Annotated in this window: 13 protein-coding genes and 1 riboswitch; of the genes, 10 read left to right on the top strand and 3 right to left on the bottom strand. The window is 46.3% G+C overall.

What is annotated here, in order from left to right; genetic code table 11:
- Positions 1-7: 7 nt before the first annotated feature.
- From AB4Z08_RS29330 to AB4Z08_RS29315, 4 genes are all read left to right on the top strand, one after another.
- Positions 8-772: a Rossmann-like and DUF2520 domain-containing protein gene (locus tag AB4Z08_RS29330; RefSeq protein WP_441577351.1), complete on the top strand. Its 765-nt coding sequence runs from the start codon at positions 8-10 to the stop codon at positions 770-772.
- Between the two features lie 102 nt (positions 773-874).
- On the top strand, positions 875-1396 hold the full coding sequence (locus AB4Z08_RS29325; protein WP_441577350.1) for a KdsC family phosphatase: 522 nt from the start codon (positions 875-877) through the stop codon (positions 1394-1396).
- A gap of 14 nt (positions 1397-1410) precedes the next feature.
- Positions 1411-2352 carry a geranylgeranylglycerol-phosphate geranylgeranyltransferase gene (locus tag AB4Z08_RS29320; RefSeq protein ID WP_441577349.1) on the top strand — a complete coding sequence of 314 codons (942 nt, stop codon included), beginning with the start codon at positions 1411-1413 and terminating at the stop codon, positions 2350-2352.
- A gap of 2 nt (positions 2353-2354) precedes the next feature.
- Complete coding sequence (locus tag AB4Z08_RS29315; protein WP_441577348.1) at positions 2355-2924, top strand: Maf family nucleotide pyrophosphatase; 570 nt, start codon at positions 2355-2357, stop codon at positions 2922-2924.
- A gap of 66 nt (positions 2925-2990) precedes the next feature.
- Here AB4Z08_RS29315 and AB4Z08_RS29310 read toward each other — a convergent pair whose 3' ends face one another.
- On the bottom strand, positions 2991-4172 hold the full coding sequence (locus AB4Z08_RS29310; protein WP_441577347.1) for a homoserine dehydrogenase: 1182 nt from the start codon (positions 4170-4172) through the stop codon (positions 2991-2993).
- A gap of 98 nt (positions 4173-4270) precedes the next feature.
- Positions 4271-5449, bottom strand: a complete 1179-nt coding sequence (locus AB4Z08_RS29305; RefSeq protein WP_441577346.1) for a trans-sulfuration enzyme family protein — start codon at positions 5447-5449, stop codon at positions 4271-4273.
- A 186-nt stretch (positions 5450-5635) separates the two neighbouring features.
- Positions 5636-5754, bottom strand: a riboswitch (SAM riboswitch).
- Positions 5755-5880: 126 nt separating this feature from the next.
- On the opposite strand from AB4Z08_RS29305, the gene AB4Z08_RS29300 reads away from it, so the two are divergent.
- Complete coding sequence (locus AB4Z08_RS29300) at positions 5881-7164, top strand: DUF2851 family protein (protein ID WP_441577345.1); 1284 nt, start codon at positions 5881-5883, stop codon at positions 7162-7164.
- A gap of 100 nt (positions 7165-7264) precedes the next feature.
- Here the strand turns inward: AB4Z08_RS29300 and AB4Z08_RS29295 are convergent, their stop codons facing one another.
- Positions 7265-7672 (bottom strand): OsmC family protein, encoded by a 408-nt coding sequence (locus AB4Z08_RS29295; RefSeq protein WP_441577344.1) that lies wholly within the window; start codon positions 7670-7672, stop codon positions 7265-7267.
- A gap of 165 nt (positions 7673-7837) precedes the next feature.
- Between AB4Z08_RS29295 and AB4Z08_RS29290 the strand changes: the two genes are divergently transcribed.
- From AB4Z08_RS29290 to AB4Z08_RS29270, 5 genes are all read left to right on the top strand, one after another.
- Positions 7838-8677 carry a hypothetical protein gene (locus AB4Z08_RS29290; RefSeq protein ID WP_441577343.1) on the top strand — a complete coding sequence of 280 codons (840 nt, stop codon included), beginning with the start codon at positions 7838-7840 and terminating at the stop codon, positions 8675-8677.
- A gap of 36 nt (positions 8678-8713) precedes the next feature.
- A complete protein-coding gene (gene lipA / locus AB4Z08_RS29285; protein ID WP_133809126.1) occupies positions 8714-9613 on the top strand; it encodes a lipoyl synthase in 900 nt (299 codons plus the stop codon).
- A gap of 463 nt (positions 9614-10076) precedes the next feature.
- Positions 10077-11411, top strand: coding sequence for a TolC family protein (locus AB4Z08_RS29280; RefSeq protein ID WP_441577342.1), 1335 nt, complete (start codon positions 10077-10079; stop codon positions 11409-11411).
- 18 nt (positions 11412-11429) lie between these two features.
- Positions 11430-12566: an efflux RND transporter periplasmic adaptor subunit gene (locus tag AB4Z08_RS29275; RefSeq protein WP_441577341.1), complete on the top strand. Its 1137-nt coding sequence runs from the start codon at positions 11430-11432 to the stop codon at positions 12564-12566.
- A 28-nt stretch (positions 12567-12594) separates the two neighbouring features.
- Positions 12595-15777 (top strand): efflux RND transporter permease subunit, encoded by a 3183-nt coding sequence (locus AB4Z08_RS29270; RefSeq protein WP_441577340.1) that lies wholly within the window; start codon positions 12595-12597, stop codon positions 15775-15777.
- The last annotated feature ends 53 nt before the right edge of the window (positions 15778-15830 follow it).

The raw sequence follows: 15830 nt of genomic DNA, 5'->3' as shown, positions 1-15830 counted from the left end.
AATTATAATGGATATAGTAATTGTTGGCACTGGCAATGTTGCACATTGTTTCGGACATCTCTTAAAAATTCATGGCCACCAGATAAAACAGGTGATCAGCAGGCAAATGGCACATGCACAGGAGCTGGGGGAGATGCTGAATGCCTCCTATACGGATGATTTGCAGGATATTAATATGGAGGCAGACATTTACCTGCTGGCTGTCAGTGATGCCGCCATTACTGAACTAAATGACCAGTTGCGGCTGGGCAAGCGCATTGTGGTGCATACTGCAGGCGCTGTTCCACTAACAGCAATCTCCCGGATATCGGCCAACACCGGGGTATTATATCCTTTACAATCCATCCGCAAGGAAATTAAAAACTATCCGCCCATACCTGTTATGCTGGAAGCCAGCAATGACGAGGTGCTACGGCGGCTGCAGTCGCTGGCCCAGAGTATTTCCGGTAGTGTAACTGTCACTTCCTCCGCCCAGCGGCTGAAGTATCACCTCACCGCCGTGCTTTGCAATAATTTCACCAACCACCTCTTTGCCCAGGCAAAAGCCTATTGTGAAAAAGAGCAGCTGGACTTTTCCCTGCTGCAACCTATTATAAAGGAGACATTTGACCGCCTGGAAAAATATTCACCGGAAACGGTTCAAACAGGTCCGGCGCTACGCCAGGATGAAACCACTATGAGCCTGCACCGGGAATTGCTGGCCAACGATGAATATTTGCAACTGGTGTACCAGGTGATGTCCGATGCTATTTACCAGTTCCATAATAAATAGAATGACGAATTGGGAATTACGAATTACGGATTTGTGAGAAGATTATCCCCCAGAAACCCGTAATTCGTAATTCCTAATTCGTAATTCTTTACTTTTGGCCCCATGAACGTATTGGCTTTATTTAAATCTATCACCACTTTTGTGCTGGATGTAGATGGTGTACTTACCGATGGTACCCTGCAATTACTGCCAGGGGGAGAAATGTCCCGCAGAATGAATATCAAAGACGGCTATGCTTTGCAGCTGGCCGTGAAAAAAGGATATCGGGTGGTGATCATCTCCGGAGGAAAATCAGAAAGTGTGGTAAGCAGGTTACAGGGACTTGGCATTAAGGATATTTATACCGGCATACATGATAAGCAGGAAAAACTGCAGGATTATGTATTTGAACATGAGCTGCGATGGGATGAAATATTATATATGGGAGATGATATCCCGGATTATCTGCCCATGCAACTGGTAGCTTTACCCACCTGCCCTGCAGATGCAGCCCCTGAAATAAAAAGTATTTCAAAATATGTATCCCCTTTGCCCGGAGGCCACGGGTGTGTAAGGGAAGTAATGGAAAAAGTGCTGAAACTGAACGGACATTGGCTAATGGATGAAGGCATTGCATCGAAATAATAAAAGAGAAAACTATGAAGCTCTGGGCTGCATTTTTTAAACTGATCAGATACCCTAATCTGATATATATTGGCCTTACCCAGTTTTTACTGCAATACTGTGTGGTAGAACCGGTGTTGCGCAGCTCTGGTGAGGAGCCATCACTGCCTGTTCCGCAATTTGTACTACTCAGCCTGTCTACCATACTGGTGGCGGCTGCCGGCTATATTATCAATGACTATTTTGATATTAACATAGACATTGTCAATAAACCGGAGAAGATGGTGCTGGACAAAATTATCAGCCGGCGCTGGGCCATGGCCTGGCATACGCTGCTTAATATGGCCGGGGTATCACTGGGTTTTATGGTGGCCTTTAAAACAGGACAGTTCTATCTTGGTTTTACCCAGGTGATCTGTTCCCTGCTCCTGTGGTTTTATTCCACTTCTTTTAAACGGCAGGTACTCATCGGCAATGTGGTGATTTCGTTGTTAACTGCGCTGGCCGTGGTAGTAGTAGGATTTTACGAGAAACAGATCTATCATAGTTTTGAAGCCATTATGTCGGCCACCGGCAGAAAGCTGATACAGATCATCGGCGTATATGCGTTGTTTGCGTTTCTTATTTCCATGGTCAGGGAAATTGTGAAAGACCTGGAAGATATGATGGGCGACAGCAAAGATGGTTGCCGCACCCTGCCGATTGCCTGGGGCGTACTGGCTGCCAAACGGTTATGCAATGTGTTATTACTGGCGCTGGTCATCATTATCCTGGCAGTAGAAATAAGGGTGTGGATACTGGGTTGGTATATTGCCATCGGTTACCTGCTCCTGTTTGTACAGGTGCCATGTGGGTACATTTATTTACAGCTGAAAAAAGCCAGCCTGCCAGAGCATTATCATAAAGTGAGTTCCCTGGTAAAGGTGGTAATGCTGACAGGCATTTTATCCATGATATTTTTTAAAATTTATTTATAGAGATGTATAAAGGATCACCCGTAATTCTGGCATCGCAGTCGCCCCGCAGAAAGCAGTTGCTGGAGCAGGCCGGCATTCCTTTCCAGGTGAAGGTTGTAGAAACAGCAGAAACGTTTCCTCCGGAGCTGGCGGTACCGGATATCCCGGTGCATATTGCCCGCCAGAAGGCAGCGGCCGTAAGGGATCTCTGCGAATCCACGGATATTATTGTGGCTGCCGATACAGTGGTGGTGCTGGATGACAGCATCATTGGCAAGCCAAAGGACCGGGAAGATGCTATTGGCATCCTTACCCGCCTGAGTGGAAGAGAACATCGTGTAGTCACCGGCGTTATAATACAGCAGGGCGCAAAGGAAGTAGCCTTCTCCAAAACTACTTCCGTGTATTTTAAGCTGCTGAATAAAGAACAGATCACTTATTATGTAGATCATTTCAAGCCGTTTGATAAAGCGGGTGCTTACGCCATCCAGGAATGGATTGGTGCAGTAGGGATAGACAGTATTAATGGTTGCTTCTATAATGTAATGGGACTCCCCGTTAGCAGAGTGGTAGAAGAACTGGAAAACTTTTAGCAATAAGAACGGCGCTGTGAACAGCGCCGTTTTTGTTTACGATTGGTTTTTGCTTATTACATTTCTTTATTCCAGTACAAGAATATTCACGTCTTTATTTTTCAGCCAGCCGGCTTCTCTCAGTTTCTGTAAGTTAATAGTACCTACCACATAACGCCATTCTGTAGATTCGTATTTCTCAGAGATGTTGAAGAACTCTGCCAGGTCTACCTGATCAGGTGTTTTGTAGCGCAGGTATATTTTCAGATTTACATCATTGGTAAAGCTGGGCTGATTATTTTGTTTAATCTTTTTATACTCGTAGCGATAGTTGTATAATAATGCGGAGATGTCGGACAGTACGGCACTACCGGTAGCGGTGCCACCGGCACCTTTACCTACAAAGAATTGTTTGTCGGTGAAAGCACTTTCCAGCAAAATGCCGTTGTATTCATTGTATACATCGTAGAGCAGGTTGTGTTCTTTGATCAGGTGCGGCAGTACATATGAGAATACGTGTCCGTTCTGACGGCGGCACTGGGCGATCAGTTTGATGGTACAGTTTCTTTGTTTGGCAAATTGTATATCAAAATCGTTCAGGTGATGAATACCGAAGTTGAATACTTCTTCCGGTTTTACGAAGGTGCCAAAGGCATGGAGGAGGAGGATCACGATTTTGAATTTCGGATCATATCCTTCGATGTCGAGGGTAGGGTCGGTTTCAGCGAAACCCAGGTCCTGCGCTTGTTGCAGGGCGGTAGCAAAGCTGAGATTTTCTTCAAATATTTTTGTAAGAATATAATTCGTTGATCCGTTACAGATACCTTCCACGGCATTCAGCAGATCATTATCATAATATTCTTCCAGGTTGCGGATAATGGGAATACTGGCGCAACTGGACGCTTCATACAGGAATGGCACTTTGTTTTCCGCCTGCAGCTGATACAGTGCGGGCAGGTTTTCAGCGATCATGCGTTTGCTGGCGCTTACTACAGCTTTGCCATTGCGGAGCGCTGTACTCACAATTTCAAAAGCTGCTTCGGTTTCATTGATCAGTTCTACTACTACGTCAATGGTAGGATCTTCGAGGATTTCATTTTTATCGGTAGTAAAATAACTGCTATCGATAGGTCTTGATTTATTGGGGTCCTTAATACAGATTTTTTTGATCCGTGCATTAATACCTTTTGTTCTGTTCAAAACCTCATAGAGTCCTTGTCCTACGACGCCGAATCCGAAAATGCCTAAATTGATGGTCTTGTTTTCCATACTTTTTTTTGAGCTTGCACCCTCAGCAATTAGTCTTTGACAGTTCAGAGATGATCAGTTTCTGAAAGGTCAAAGTGGTGTGCTAACCACTAAGGGCTTTATTGTAAAACAGTAATTTGCTTGCCGGCTGGATGATTTAATTTATCCAGCGCCTGTTTCAGGTCGTTGATCAGATCTTCGGCATCTTCAATACCCACTGATAAACGGATACAGGAGTCCTGTAAACCTGTTTTTTTCCGGAATTCTTCCGGTATGTTACGATGTGTCATGGTGGCCGGATGGGCCAGCATACTTTTCACGCCGCCGAAACTCTCCGCCAGTTTAAATAGTTTGGTAGCGTTTACGATACGGATGGCATTTTTGATATTGTCGCTTTTCAGGGAAAAGCTCACCAGTGCGCCGTAATTTTTCTGTTGTTTGCGGGCAATATGATGATTTTTATGAGTAGCCAGTCCTGGATAATATACCTTATCGATAGCGGGGTGGGCGGCCAGCCAGTTAGCGATAGCGGTGGCATTGCTGCATTGCTTTTCCAGGCGCAGGTACAGTGTTTCAATACCGCGGATGGTTAGCCATGCTTCAAAAGGACTGAGAATGCTACCGGAAATATTCTGATTATAGCGGATCTGATCTGCCAGTATTTTGCTGTTAACGACTACCAGTCCGGCAATCACATCACTGTGACCGGAAAGATATTTGGAAGCGCTGTGGATAACGATATCCGCGCCCAGTGTTAAGGGTTGTTGCAGTAAAGGCGTACTGAAAGTATTGTCTACTACCAGCAGTATATTATGTTGTTTGGCGATTTTGCTGATAGATTTGATATCAGAAATGCGCAATGTTGGATTGGTAGGGGATTCCAGCCAGATGATTTTTGTATTGGGCGTAATGGCTGCCAGTACTTTATCGATGTTGCTGGTATCTACGAAATTAACTTTAATACCGAAGCGTTCAAACATGTGGTTAAATATCTGGAAGATGCCACCGTAGGTATCTTCCACCGCCATGATCTCATCGCCGGTCTTTAACAGCTTCAGCACCGCATCTATGGCCGACATACCACTGGCAAACCCAAATCCGGCAAACCCTTCTTCCAGGTTGCAGATCAGGTCTTCCAGCACCTTTCTTGTGGGATTGTTGGCCCTCGAGAACTCAAAGCCTTTATTAATGCCGGGTGATTCCTGCACAAAGGTGGATGTTTGATAGATAGGCACAGAAATAGCGCCTGTCAGTTCGTCTATCGGAATGCTATGAATCAGTTGTGTAGCTGTTTTCATGTTATAAAGTATTTTTAATGATGTTCAATGTGCACAATTATCTGCTGCAACTTTATCATTAAAGATCAACTTAAACAACAACAAATCCATGAAAGGTGAGTGGGGAGGGCATAAAAAAAGCTCTCCCAGGGTGTTGGAAGAGCTTTTTTAGAAAGTTATATATATCTGTGAAGTATTATCTCTGCCAACTTATCTTTCCCCGATTTGCACCGGGGCAGGAATTAGCACCTTTTTCCTGATCGTAAAATCAGGAAAGGTTGCTAAGGCATCGCAGGGCCAAGTCCCTCCGCCTTTCTGGATAAGTGATGTGTAAGAACTGGCGCAAAGGTAATATCACTTTGATCAGATTTCCAAATTGAATCGGGAATTTATTTATTAAACGATGTTTTATTACCTTTGACTGATATTATTTTATACCCAACCATGTCTTTATGTTTGTTAACCCGCTGCTCTCTGAGGAGCTATTCCAGCACATCTGGGCGTTCCGGCTATTTAAGCAGGATCATCTTACCACTACCAGTGGAGAACCCGTTCAGATCTTATATCCAGGCCTTCATAATCATCACAGCGGACCTGATTTTTCGGCTGCAAAAATCAGGATCGGCGCTACTTTATGGGTAGGGCAGGTAGAGCTGCACCTGAGAACTTCCGACTGGTTCCGGCATGGGCATCAGCATAACCTGCAGTATGGGCGTATTATTTTGCATGTTGTGTTTATACATGATATGCCGGCCGATCGTATTCCTGGAGTGCCCTGCCTGGAGTTACAGCAGTATATTCCCAAATTGCTGCTGCAGCGTTATGAGCAGTTGCGGCAGCTGACACCTTTTGTGCCCTGTGCGCCACATGCCGCGTTGGTACCACAACTGACCTGGCTTAGCTGGAAAGAGCGACTGCTGGCAGAGCGTTGGGAGCGCAAAATGGGGGCCCTGCGTGCCTGGCTGCAAAGCAACCATTTTAACTGGGAAGAAGTCTGTTATTGGGCAGTGGCGCAGAGTTACGGCATGCCCATAAATGCCCTGCCCCTGCTACAGGTAGCACAATCGCTGCCACATGTAGTGCTTATGCGGCACCGGCATCAGGGAATGCAGCTGGAAGCCCTGTTGTTCGGACAGGCAGGGATGCTGGAGGAACCGCATGCCGACGTATATGCGTTGCAGCTGCAGGACATCTATTTTCACCTGCGCCACAAGTATAAGCTTTGTCCTATGCCGTCCCACACCTGGCATTGGCTGCGGATGCGTCCGGCAGCGTTTCCTACTATGCGGCTGGCTACTTTTGCGGCGTTGCTGCAGCACACCACCCACCTGTTTTCCAGGATACTGGAAGCCACAGAGGTAACGGCACTGGAACAATTGTTTTTCGTACAGCCGTCTGCGTACTGGCATACCCATTACCGGTTTGGGCAGCCGGTGCAGCAGACACACCGCCCGGGGAAACAGGCCGTACATGGCATACTTATCAATACGGTATTACCGCTCCTGTTCCTGTACGGACAACAAAAGAACCTTAAATATTACCAGGAGAAAGCCCTTCATTTCCTGCAACAATTGCCGGCAGAAAAAAATAGTATTACCAATAGCTGGGCGGAGTTAGGTGTAATACCCGAAAGTGCGATGGAATCACAGGCGCTGTTGCAATTGAAGCAGTACTACTGTGATGAGAAGCGGTGTTTGCATTGTGCAATCGGGGTGAAGATCCTGAGCAGCTTTTAGCCATTAGCTTTTAGCTGTTAGCCAAATGCAGCGAAGACCAGCATAATATGTTCTCCGCTGCATTTGGCTAACAGCTAAAAGCTAATGGCTAAAAGCTGTTTCACCAGTTAAACGTTACATCCTGCACCATGTCAGGGTGTACACTTTTAGCTACCGGACAGGTATGGGCAGCTCTTTCAAGTATGGTTCTTTCCTTTTCGCCCAGGTTATGGCCTGCAGGGAAGTCGAATACGATGGTAACGCCGGTGATGCGGCGGGGTTCTGTGCCCATAGTTTTCAGGACACTTACTTTAGTGCCTTCAATCGCCCAGTTGTTTTCCATAGCCTTGATCCCCATAATAGAGAGCATGCAGGAGCCCAGTGCGGTAGCCACCAGGTCAGTAGGCGAAAACCTTTCTCCCTTGCCTTTGTTATCTACAGGTGCGTCTGTTTCAATCACAGTGCCTGACCGTAAATGTGTGGCGGTGGTCCGCAGTTCCCCGTTATAGATGATAGATGCCGTTTGCATATTGTTTCTTTTTATGATCTAACCGTAAAAATAAATGTATTTTCAGTATAAGTGCAACATGGAAAGTGGGCGGGCTGTTAAACTAAAAAAAAATTAGCTACGTTTGTAATATATACATAACAATACCTTTGTTCAAGCGTTTATTTATTATAATAATAGCCCACTGTGAAAAAAATATACTTAATCCTGTTTTTGGCAATGATATCCGGCGGCTTGTTTGCGCAAACCACTAATACCACCAACACAACTACGCAAAAAAGCAAAAAAAGCGATAAGGAGCAGCGTAAGCTGAAGAAGATCTCTATTTTCCGTGAACAGGAAGAGGGGGAGAATGTGTTCCAGCGTGATTTTTCGGTGGGCGGCAGGATAACTACCGATGGCTGGGGTGGATTTGTGGAAATGGGGTATCGTAAAAGCAGAAAGAAAGTCAACTACTTCCAGTTTGAGTTTGGGGAGAAGAAAAGCGATAAAGAAGTAAAGAAAAGTGGCGGTTTTTCTTATACCCAGCGTCCATTCATATATGGTAAACGGAATAATTTTTACCAGGCCAAGCTGGGAGTGGGGCAGCGCTACCTGATTGGTGGCAAAGCCAATAAAAACGGGGTAGAGGTGGACTTGATCTACTATGGTGGCATATCTCTGGGGCTGCTGAAACCTTACTATCTGAATATGGTTACCGCAACCGGCGAGAATAAGGACGTAAAATATGACCCTTCTGATCCGGAAGCTTTCCTGAAGCTCGCGGACATCAACGGTGCCGGTGGATTTGGGAAAGGCTGGGATAACCTCAGTGTGGTACCGGGTTTACACGCCAAAGTGGGTATGCGCTTCGATTGGGCCCACTTTAACGAGGTGGTAAGTGCCCTGGAAGTGGGTGTAAATGCGGAAATGTATACTAAAAAGATCCCAATCATGGTGGTGTCGGAAGGTGTGGACTATAACAAACAGTTCTTTTTTGGTGGATATCTGAGCATCCAATTCGGGAAGCGCTGGAATAAGAGATAAGTGTTAACTTTGCTTTTCTAAAGAAAGGAATAAGCGATGCAAGAACTACCCGTAATAGCCGCCGAACCGGCTACAACAAGAGTAAAAAAGCCTGATTGGCTGCGCGTTAAATTACCGATAGGCGAGAACTATAAACAGGTGAGAAGCCTGGTAGATACCCATAAATTACATACGATCTGTGAAAGTGGTAACTGCCCTAACATGGGTGAGTGCTGGGGAGCTGGTACAGCTACTTTCATGATCCTGGGGAATATCTGTACCCGCAGTTGCGGTTTTTGTGCCGTAGCTACCGGCCGCCCGGAAGCAGTGGATTTTGACGAGCCTCAGCGCGTGGCGGAAGCCATTTACCTGATGAAAGTAAAACATGCCGTTATCACCTCTGTAGACAGAGATGAGCTGAAAGACGGTGGTTCTATCATCTGGGCCAATACCATCAATGCAGTCAGGGCTTTAAATCCTAACACCACCATGGAAACGCTGATCCCGGATTTCCGTGGTCAGTGGGAAAACCTCCAGCGCATCATCGATGTAGCGCCTGAAATCGTATCTCATAACCTGGAAACAGTAGAACGTTTAACCAAACAGGTGAGGATACAGGCAAAATATCACCGCAGCCTGGAAGTGATCCGCCGCCTGAAAGAAGGTGGGATGCGTACCAAAAGCGGTATTATGCTGGGCTTGGGTGAAACCAAAGAAGAAGTAGTACAAGCCATGCAGGATCTGTACGACAACGGTTGTGATGTAATCACACTGGGTCAGTACCTGCAGCCTACCCCTAAGCATTTGCCGGTAGCACGCTTCGTACATCCTGATGAATTTGCCGAATTGCGCGAGATCGGTTACAACATGGGACTGGACTACGTAGAGTCCGGACCGTTAGTAAGATCGTCTTATCACGCGGAAAAACATATTGTCAGCGGTCGTAATAAAGGATAACCGGAACTGATTTTCACTTAATTGTTAAAATCCACCCAAAAGGGTGGATTTTTGTTTTCATAACATTATCTTAGCGCCCGAATTGATTTTACCTAACAACAAAATGTTTGTTGTCTAACCTACTTCTCTGTTATACGTTGTGTTCAAAAATTTGGAACCACACCTGGAAACCGTGCTGCTAATGTTTCAGACGATTTTGAATAAGCAACTCTCTAATCAACCTGCCTGTTTGCTGTAGCGATTACGGCTTAACATGTTTTTGCGGTAGTTAATACTGTTATAACGCCTATGGCTATATAACAAATAAAGAATAATGATGCGATGCCGGTAAAAAGCGTTTAGCGATTAGCTTTTAGCTGTTAGTCAAATGCAGCGAAGAAGATAAAAAGCCAACCCCTTTTTTCGTGCAGGCATTATTTTCTTTCGATTGGTACAATGATGAACTGAATGTCAAAAGCCTTTTATGAAAAGAGCATTTTATTTGTTAGCTGTGTCCTGCGGATTGTTTATTTCCCCGCAGCTATTTGCACAGCAATCTACGGACTCCCTGTTAACCAGCGCTACCCTGCAGGAATGCATCCGGTATGCCATCTCGCATCAGCCGGTCATACGGCAGTCGCTCATTGATGAAGCGATTACCGACAGAACCGTGAAGAGTAAGCTGGCCGACTGGTATCCACAGATCAATCTGGACTATAATATCCAGCATTACCTGAAGATACCCACCACTATTTTTAATGGTAGTCCTGTGCAGCAGGGCGTGGCAAACTCCTCTGCCGCACTGTTTGGGCTAAATCAAAACATCTTTACCCGGGACCTGTTGCTGGCCACAAACACGGCCAGGGATGTACGAAAACAGAGCCAGCAAACCACTGCGCGCAATCAGATAGACCTGGTGGCCAGTGTGAGCAAAGCCTACTATGATGTGCTGCTGACCGCGGAACAAATAAAGGTGTTGAGCGAAGACATTACCCGCCTGGAACGCAGTCTGAAAGATGCGAATAACCAATATGCGAGTGGTGTGGTGGATAAAACAGATGCCAAGCGTGCCACCATTTCCCTGAATAATGCGCGTGCCCAACAGAAGGCTGCCCGTGAGCTGCTGACAGCCAAACAGGCCTATCTGAAGGAATTGATGGGATACCCAACTAATGCCGGCGATGTACCACTGACAACCGATTCTTCGGCGGTAGCATCGCAGGTAACTGGTGAGGATACCTTGCTGACGGCAGACTATAAAAGCCGCATAGAGTACCAGTTACTCCAAACACAGGAAAGCCTGTTGCAGGCCAACCTGAAGTACAACAAATGGAGCTATCTGCCTACCGTATCCGCATTTATCAACTATTCCTTTGCTTACCAGAGTCCTGACTTCAATAAACTGTATAGTCATGATTATCCGAACTCTTTAATGGGGCTGAAATTATCGCTGCCTATTTTCCAGGGAGGAAAACGGGTACATAATATCCGGATGGCCGAACTGCAGTTGCAGCGTACACAATGGGATTATGCCGCTTTGAGAAGCCAGATTAATTCGCAGTATGCGCAGGCCATGGCTACTTACAAGAGTAACTACAACGACTATCTCACACTAAAAGAAAATGTGCAGATGGCAAAGGATGTATATGATATGTTGCAGCTGCAGTATAAGGAAGGTATTAAAACGTATCTCGATGTACTGGTGTCTGAAACAGAGCTGCGCTCTGCACAACTGAATTTTTATAATTCCATGTACCAGGTACTGTCCAGCAGGATAGATCTGCAAAAAGCATTAGGAACCTTAACAGCTAATTATTAAATGGTAACCGGAACGGATATGAAAAAAATGAACAACATTGTCTTAATCAGCGCTGCCAGTATCCTGGGCTTATCTGCCTGCAGTGGTCCTGCTAAGAAAACAGCGCCTGTAATTCCCCCTACACCGGTAAATATTACAGCAGCATCTGTAGCACCGGCCGTTTATTACGATAAATACCCTGCCTCTGTAGTAGCGTTGAACCAGGTGGAACTGCGTTCTCAGGTAGGAGGATTTATTACCGGTATCTTCTTCAAAGAAGGGGAAGTTGTGCAGAAAGGAAAAACCCTGTATGAAATAGATCGTCGTAAATATGAAGCGGCTTACCTACAGGCACAGGCTAATGTAGCCAGTGCAAAAGCCAGCTTTGAAAGAGCGAGGAAAGATGACGATCGTTACCAGCGCCTGGCCGACCAGGACGCGGTTGCCCGTCAGATCCTGGATAATGCGAAAGCTACCCTGGAAACTTCCCGTAGCCAGCTCGCGGCAGCAGAAGCCAGTCTTGCGTCTGTGCGTACTGACCTTGACTATTCCCTCATCAAAGCACCGTTTACGGGACGCATTGGTATTTCCCAGGTGAAACTGGGCGCTCAGGTGAGCCCCGGCACTACCCTGTTGAATACCATCTCCAGTGAAAATCCGATAGCAGTGGATTTTGTGGTAACAGAAAATGATATTCCCCGCTTTGCTGCCATGCAGGGCAAGGGTAACGCCAACGATAGTACGTTCCGCCTGCAGTTATCTGATGGTACAGAATATGTACATACCGGTAAAATACTTGCGATTGACCGTGGCGTGGATAATCAAACCGGTACCATCCGCGTGCGTATTGAATTCAATAACCCCGATGATAAGCTGAAAGACGGTATGAGCTGCGTGCTGCGTGTACTGAATGAACAATCCGGCGACAGGTTGATCATTCCTTACAAAGCCATCACAGAGCAGATGGGTGAATACTTTGTATTTATTGCAAAAGATTCGGTAGCTGCCCAGCAGAAAGTACACCTGGGTCCTAAACTCGGCGACAAAATAGTGATCATGGACGGCATTCAGGCGGGTGATCAGGTCATTATTGAAGGTTTCCAGCGTTTACGTGATGGTGGAAAAATACAGATTGGAATACCAGCCGCACCACAAGGTGCGCCTGCGAAGAAATAGTTTATCAGTAGAATCAACAGCGAAGATCATGATTGCAGATACTTTTATAAAACGACCCGTAACGGCAATAGTGATATCTATTGTACTGGTACTGGTGGGGATATTGGCGATGATGAACCTGGCCATTGGCCAGTATCCGGAGATTTCACCCCCCACTGTACAGGTAACAGGTACCTATACCGGCGCGGATGCACAAACGGTGGAGCAAACAGTTGCTACCCCTGTGGAAGTGCAGGTGAATGGTACGCCGGGCATGACCTATATCAACACCAACAATACCAGTAGCGGACAAATGAGTATGACGGTAAACTTTGAAGTAGGTACCGACATCAATATTGCCGCCCTGGATGTGCAGAACCGTGTGGGTATTGCACAACCTACCCTGCCACAGGAAGTACAGCGTTTAGGCCTGACCGTTAGAAAGCGTAACCCCAGCATCCTCATGCTGGTAGCCCTGTATTCTCCCAAAGGCACACACGACATTACCTTCCTGGATAACTATACCAACGTATATGTAAAAGATGCGTTGCTGAGAGCAAAAGGAGTAGGTGATATCTTTACCCGTGCAGATGATTTCAGTATGCGTATCTGGCTGAAACCAGATAAGCTGGCCGAAATGGGTGTTACCGCCGATGACATCCGCGCTGCCCTGGCAGAACAGAATGCGCAGATCACCGCGGGTTCCGTAGGTGCACCACCACAGCAAACAGGCCAAACATTCGAATACAACATCTTCACCAAAGGTCGTTTATCTACGCCCGAGGAATTTGGAAATATCATCGTGAAAACCCGCCCTGCGGATGGAACATTGGTATACCTGAAAGATGTAGCCCGCGTACAGCTGGGTAAATTTAACTATGCCGGTAACAACTACGTAGATGGTAAACGTGCCGCTTATCTGCTCGTATACCAGGCGCCTGGCAGCAATGCGCTGGAAACGGCTGCCAATGTAACCGCAGCGATGGAAGAGCTGAAAAAGCAATTCCCGCAGGATGTGGATTATGTAGTGCCGTTTGAATCTGTATCAGTAGTAAAAGTATCTATTGAAGAGGTAGTACATACCCTGGTAGAAGCGCTGATACTGGTAGTGATTGTCGTGTTCCTCTTCCTGCAGAGCTGGCGCGCTACTTTGATTCCTATCCTGGCCATCCCGGTATCTATTATAGCCACCTTTATCTTCTTCATACCACTTGGATTTACCATTAACACCTTAACGCTGTTCGGTTTCGTACTGGCTATCGGTATTGTGGTGGATGATGCGATTGTAGTGGTGGAAGCGGTGCAGCATAATATTGATCATGAGAAAATGACGCCTAAGGATGCGACTGCACAGGCCATGAAAGAAATTTCCGGACCTGTTATTGCGATTGCATTGATCCTGGCAGCGGTGTTTGTACCGGTAGGATTTATACCTGGTATCGTAGGCCGTTTATACCAGCAGTTTGCGATCACCATCGCCATCTCTGTAATGATCTCCGCTTTTGTGGCGTTGTCATTAACACCGGCATTGTGTATCCTGTTGCTGAAACCGATGCACCTGGATAAGGACTCAAAAGGCCTGAACAAATTCTTCTTCAAATTCAACCGTTGGTTCGGACACACTACTTCCCGTTATTCTATGGGGGTGAAGAAAAGTATTCGTTACTTCCGTTTTGCTATGGTAATCCTGGTCTGCATTTTCGTAGGTACGATGATGTTATTCAAGGCGAAGCCCACCGGGTTTATTCCTACGGAAGATGAAGGCCGTTTGATCATCACTTTTGACTTACCGGAATCTTCTTCTACAGAACGTACAGTAAACGTAATGTCGCAGATGATGAAAGACCTGGAAAAGATACCGGGTATTGCGCACTATGCAGCATTAGGTGGTTTGAATGCGGTGAGCTTTGCTACCAAATCCAACAGTGCCACGATTTTCTGTTCACTGAAGCCATGGGCGGAACGTAAAGCGGATTCGCTGCAGATCACCGGTATGGTGGCTAAAGTGAGAAAAACGCTGAGCAAGTATAAAGAAGCGAATGTGGTGGTAATTCAACCGCCGGCTATTCCAGGTCTGGGACAAACCGCCGGTTTCTCTTTTGTATTACAGCAAAGGGGAGCCGGTGAAATCAAGGCCTTTGAAGGGGTATTACAGAAGTTCCTGGCGGCAGCTAATCAGCGTCCGGAAATAGCCCAGGCATTCTCCTTCTTTACCGCACGTACGCCAGGTTATCAACTGGACATAGACCGGGAAAAGGCGAAGAAAATGGGTGTGAAAATATCCGATATCGCCTCTGCATTGCAGACGTATATGGGTAGTGCGTATATCAATGACTTCACTATTTACGGCCGTAACTTCCGTGTGGTAACGCAGGCGGATTCCACTTACCGTGGAGATATCAAGAACCTGAATCAGTTATTTGTACGCAATGCTGCTGGTTCCATGGTGCCATTGAGTACACTGACTTCTTATAAAGTCATTGAAACCGCGCCGGTGATTTCTCACTATAACCTGTTCCGTTCTGCGGAAATAAATGGTGGTCCTGCTCCGGGCTATAGTAGTGGTGATGCTATCAAGGCATTGAAAGAAGTGGCGGCAGAAACATTACCGGATGGATACGGGTATGAGTTTTCCGGTTTGAGCCGTGAGGAATTATTATCGGGGTCTAAGACGGTGTACATCTTTGCCCTGTCAATCATCTTTGTGTTCCTGTTCCTGGCCGCTTTATATGAAAGCTGGTCTGTACCATTCTCGGTGCTGTTAGCAGTCCCTATTGGTGCCTTTGGTGCCATTACCGTACTGACCTTCCTGCCTAAGCTGAGTAATAACGTATATGCACAGATTGGTTTGATTACCCTGATTGGTTTGTCGGCCAAGAATGCGATCCTGATCGTGGAATTTGCGAAGGAACGTGTAGATAGGGGCATGGACCTGGTAACGGCGGCAGTGGAAGCAGCGAAGCTGCGTTTACGCCCTATTATCATGACTTCCCTGGCCTTCCTGCTGGGTATTCTACCACTGGTGTTTTCTTCCGGTGCGGGTGCAGAAGCTCGTAAAACCATGGGATGGACCGTATTGGGTGGTATGTTTACCGCTACCTTCCTGGCGATCTTTATTGTGCCGGTGTTGTACGTAGTGATTACCCGTTTGGCATATGGTAAGGAAAAGCTTCGTAAAATGAAGGAAAGCTATCAGTCAGTACCTGAACATGATATACAGGGGAAACTGTAAGTGAGGCGGATGTTTAAAAAGTAGGGTTTATAATTACATATGCAGAGAGGCGT

The organism is Chitinophaga sp. RAB17 (assembly GCF_052114225.1).
Taxonomy (GTDB): domain Bacteria; phylum Bacteroidota; class Bacteroidia; order Chitinophagales; family Chitinophagaceae; genus Chitinophaga.
Note: the sequence above shows the minus strand (reverse complement) of the source record. Positions and strands in the feature narration are given on the sequence as shown.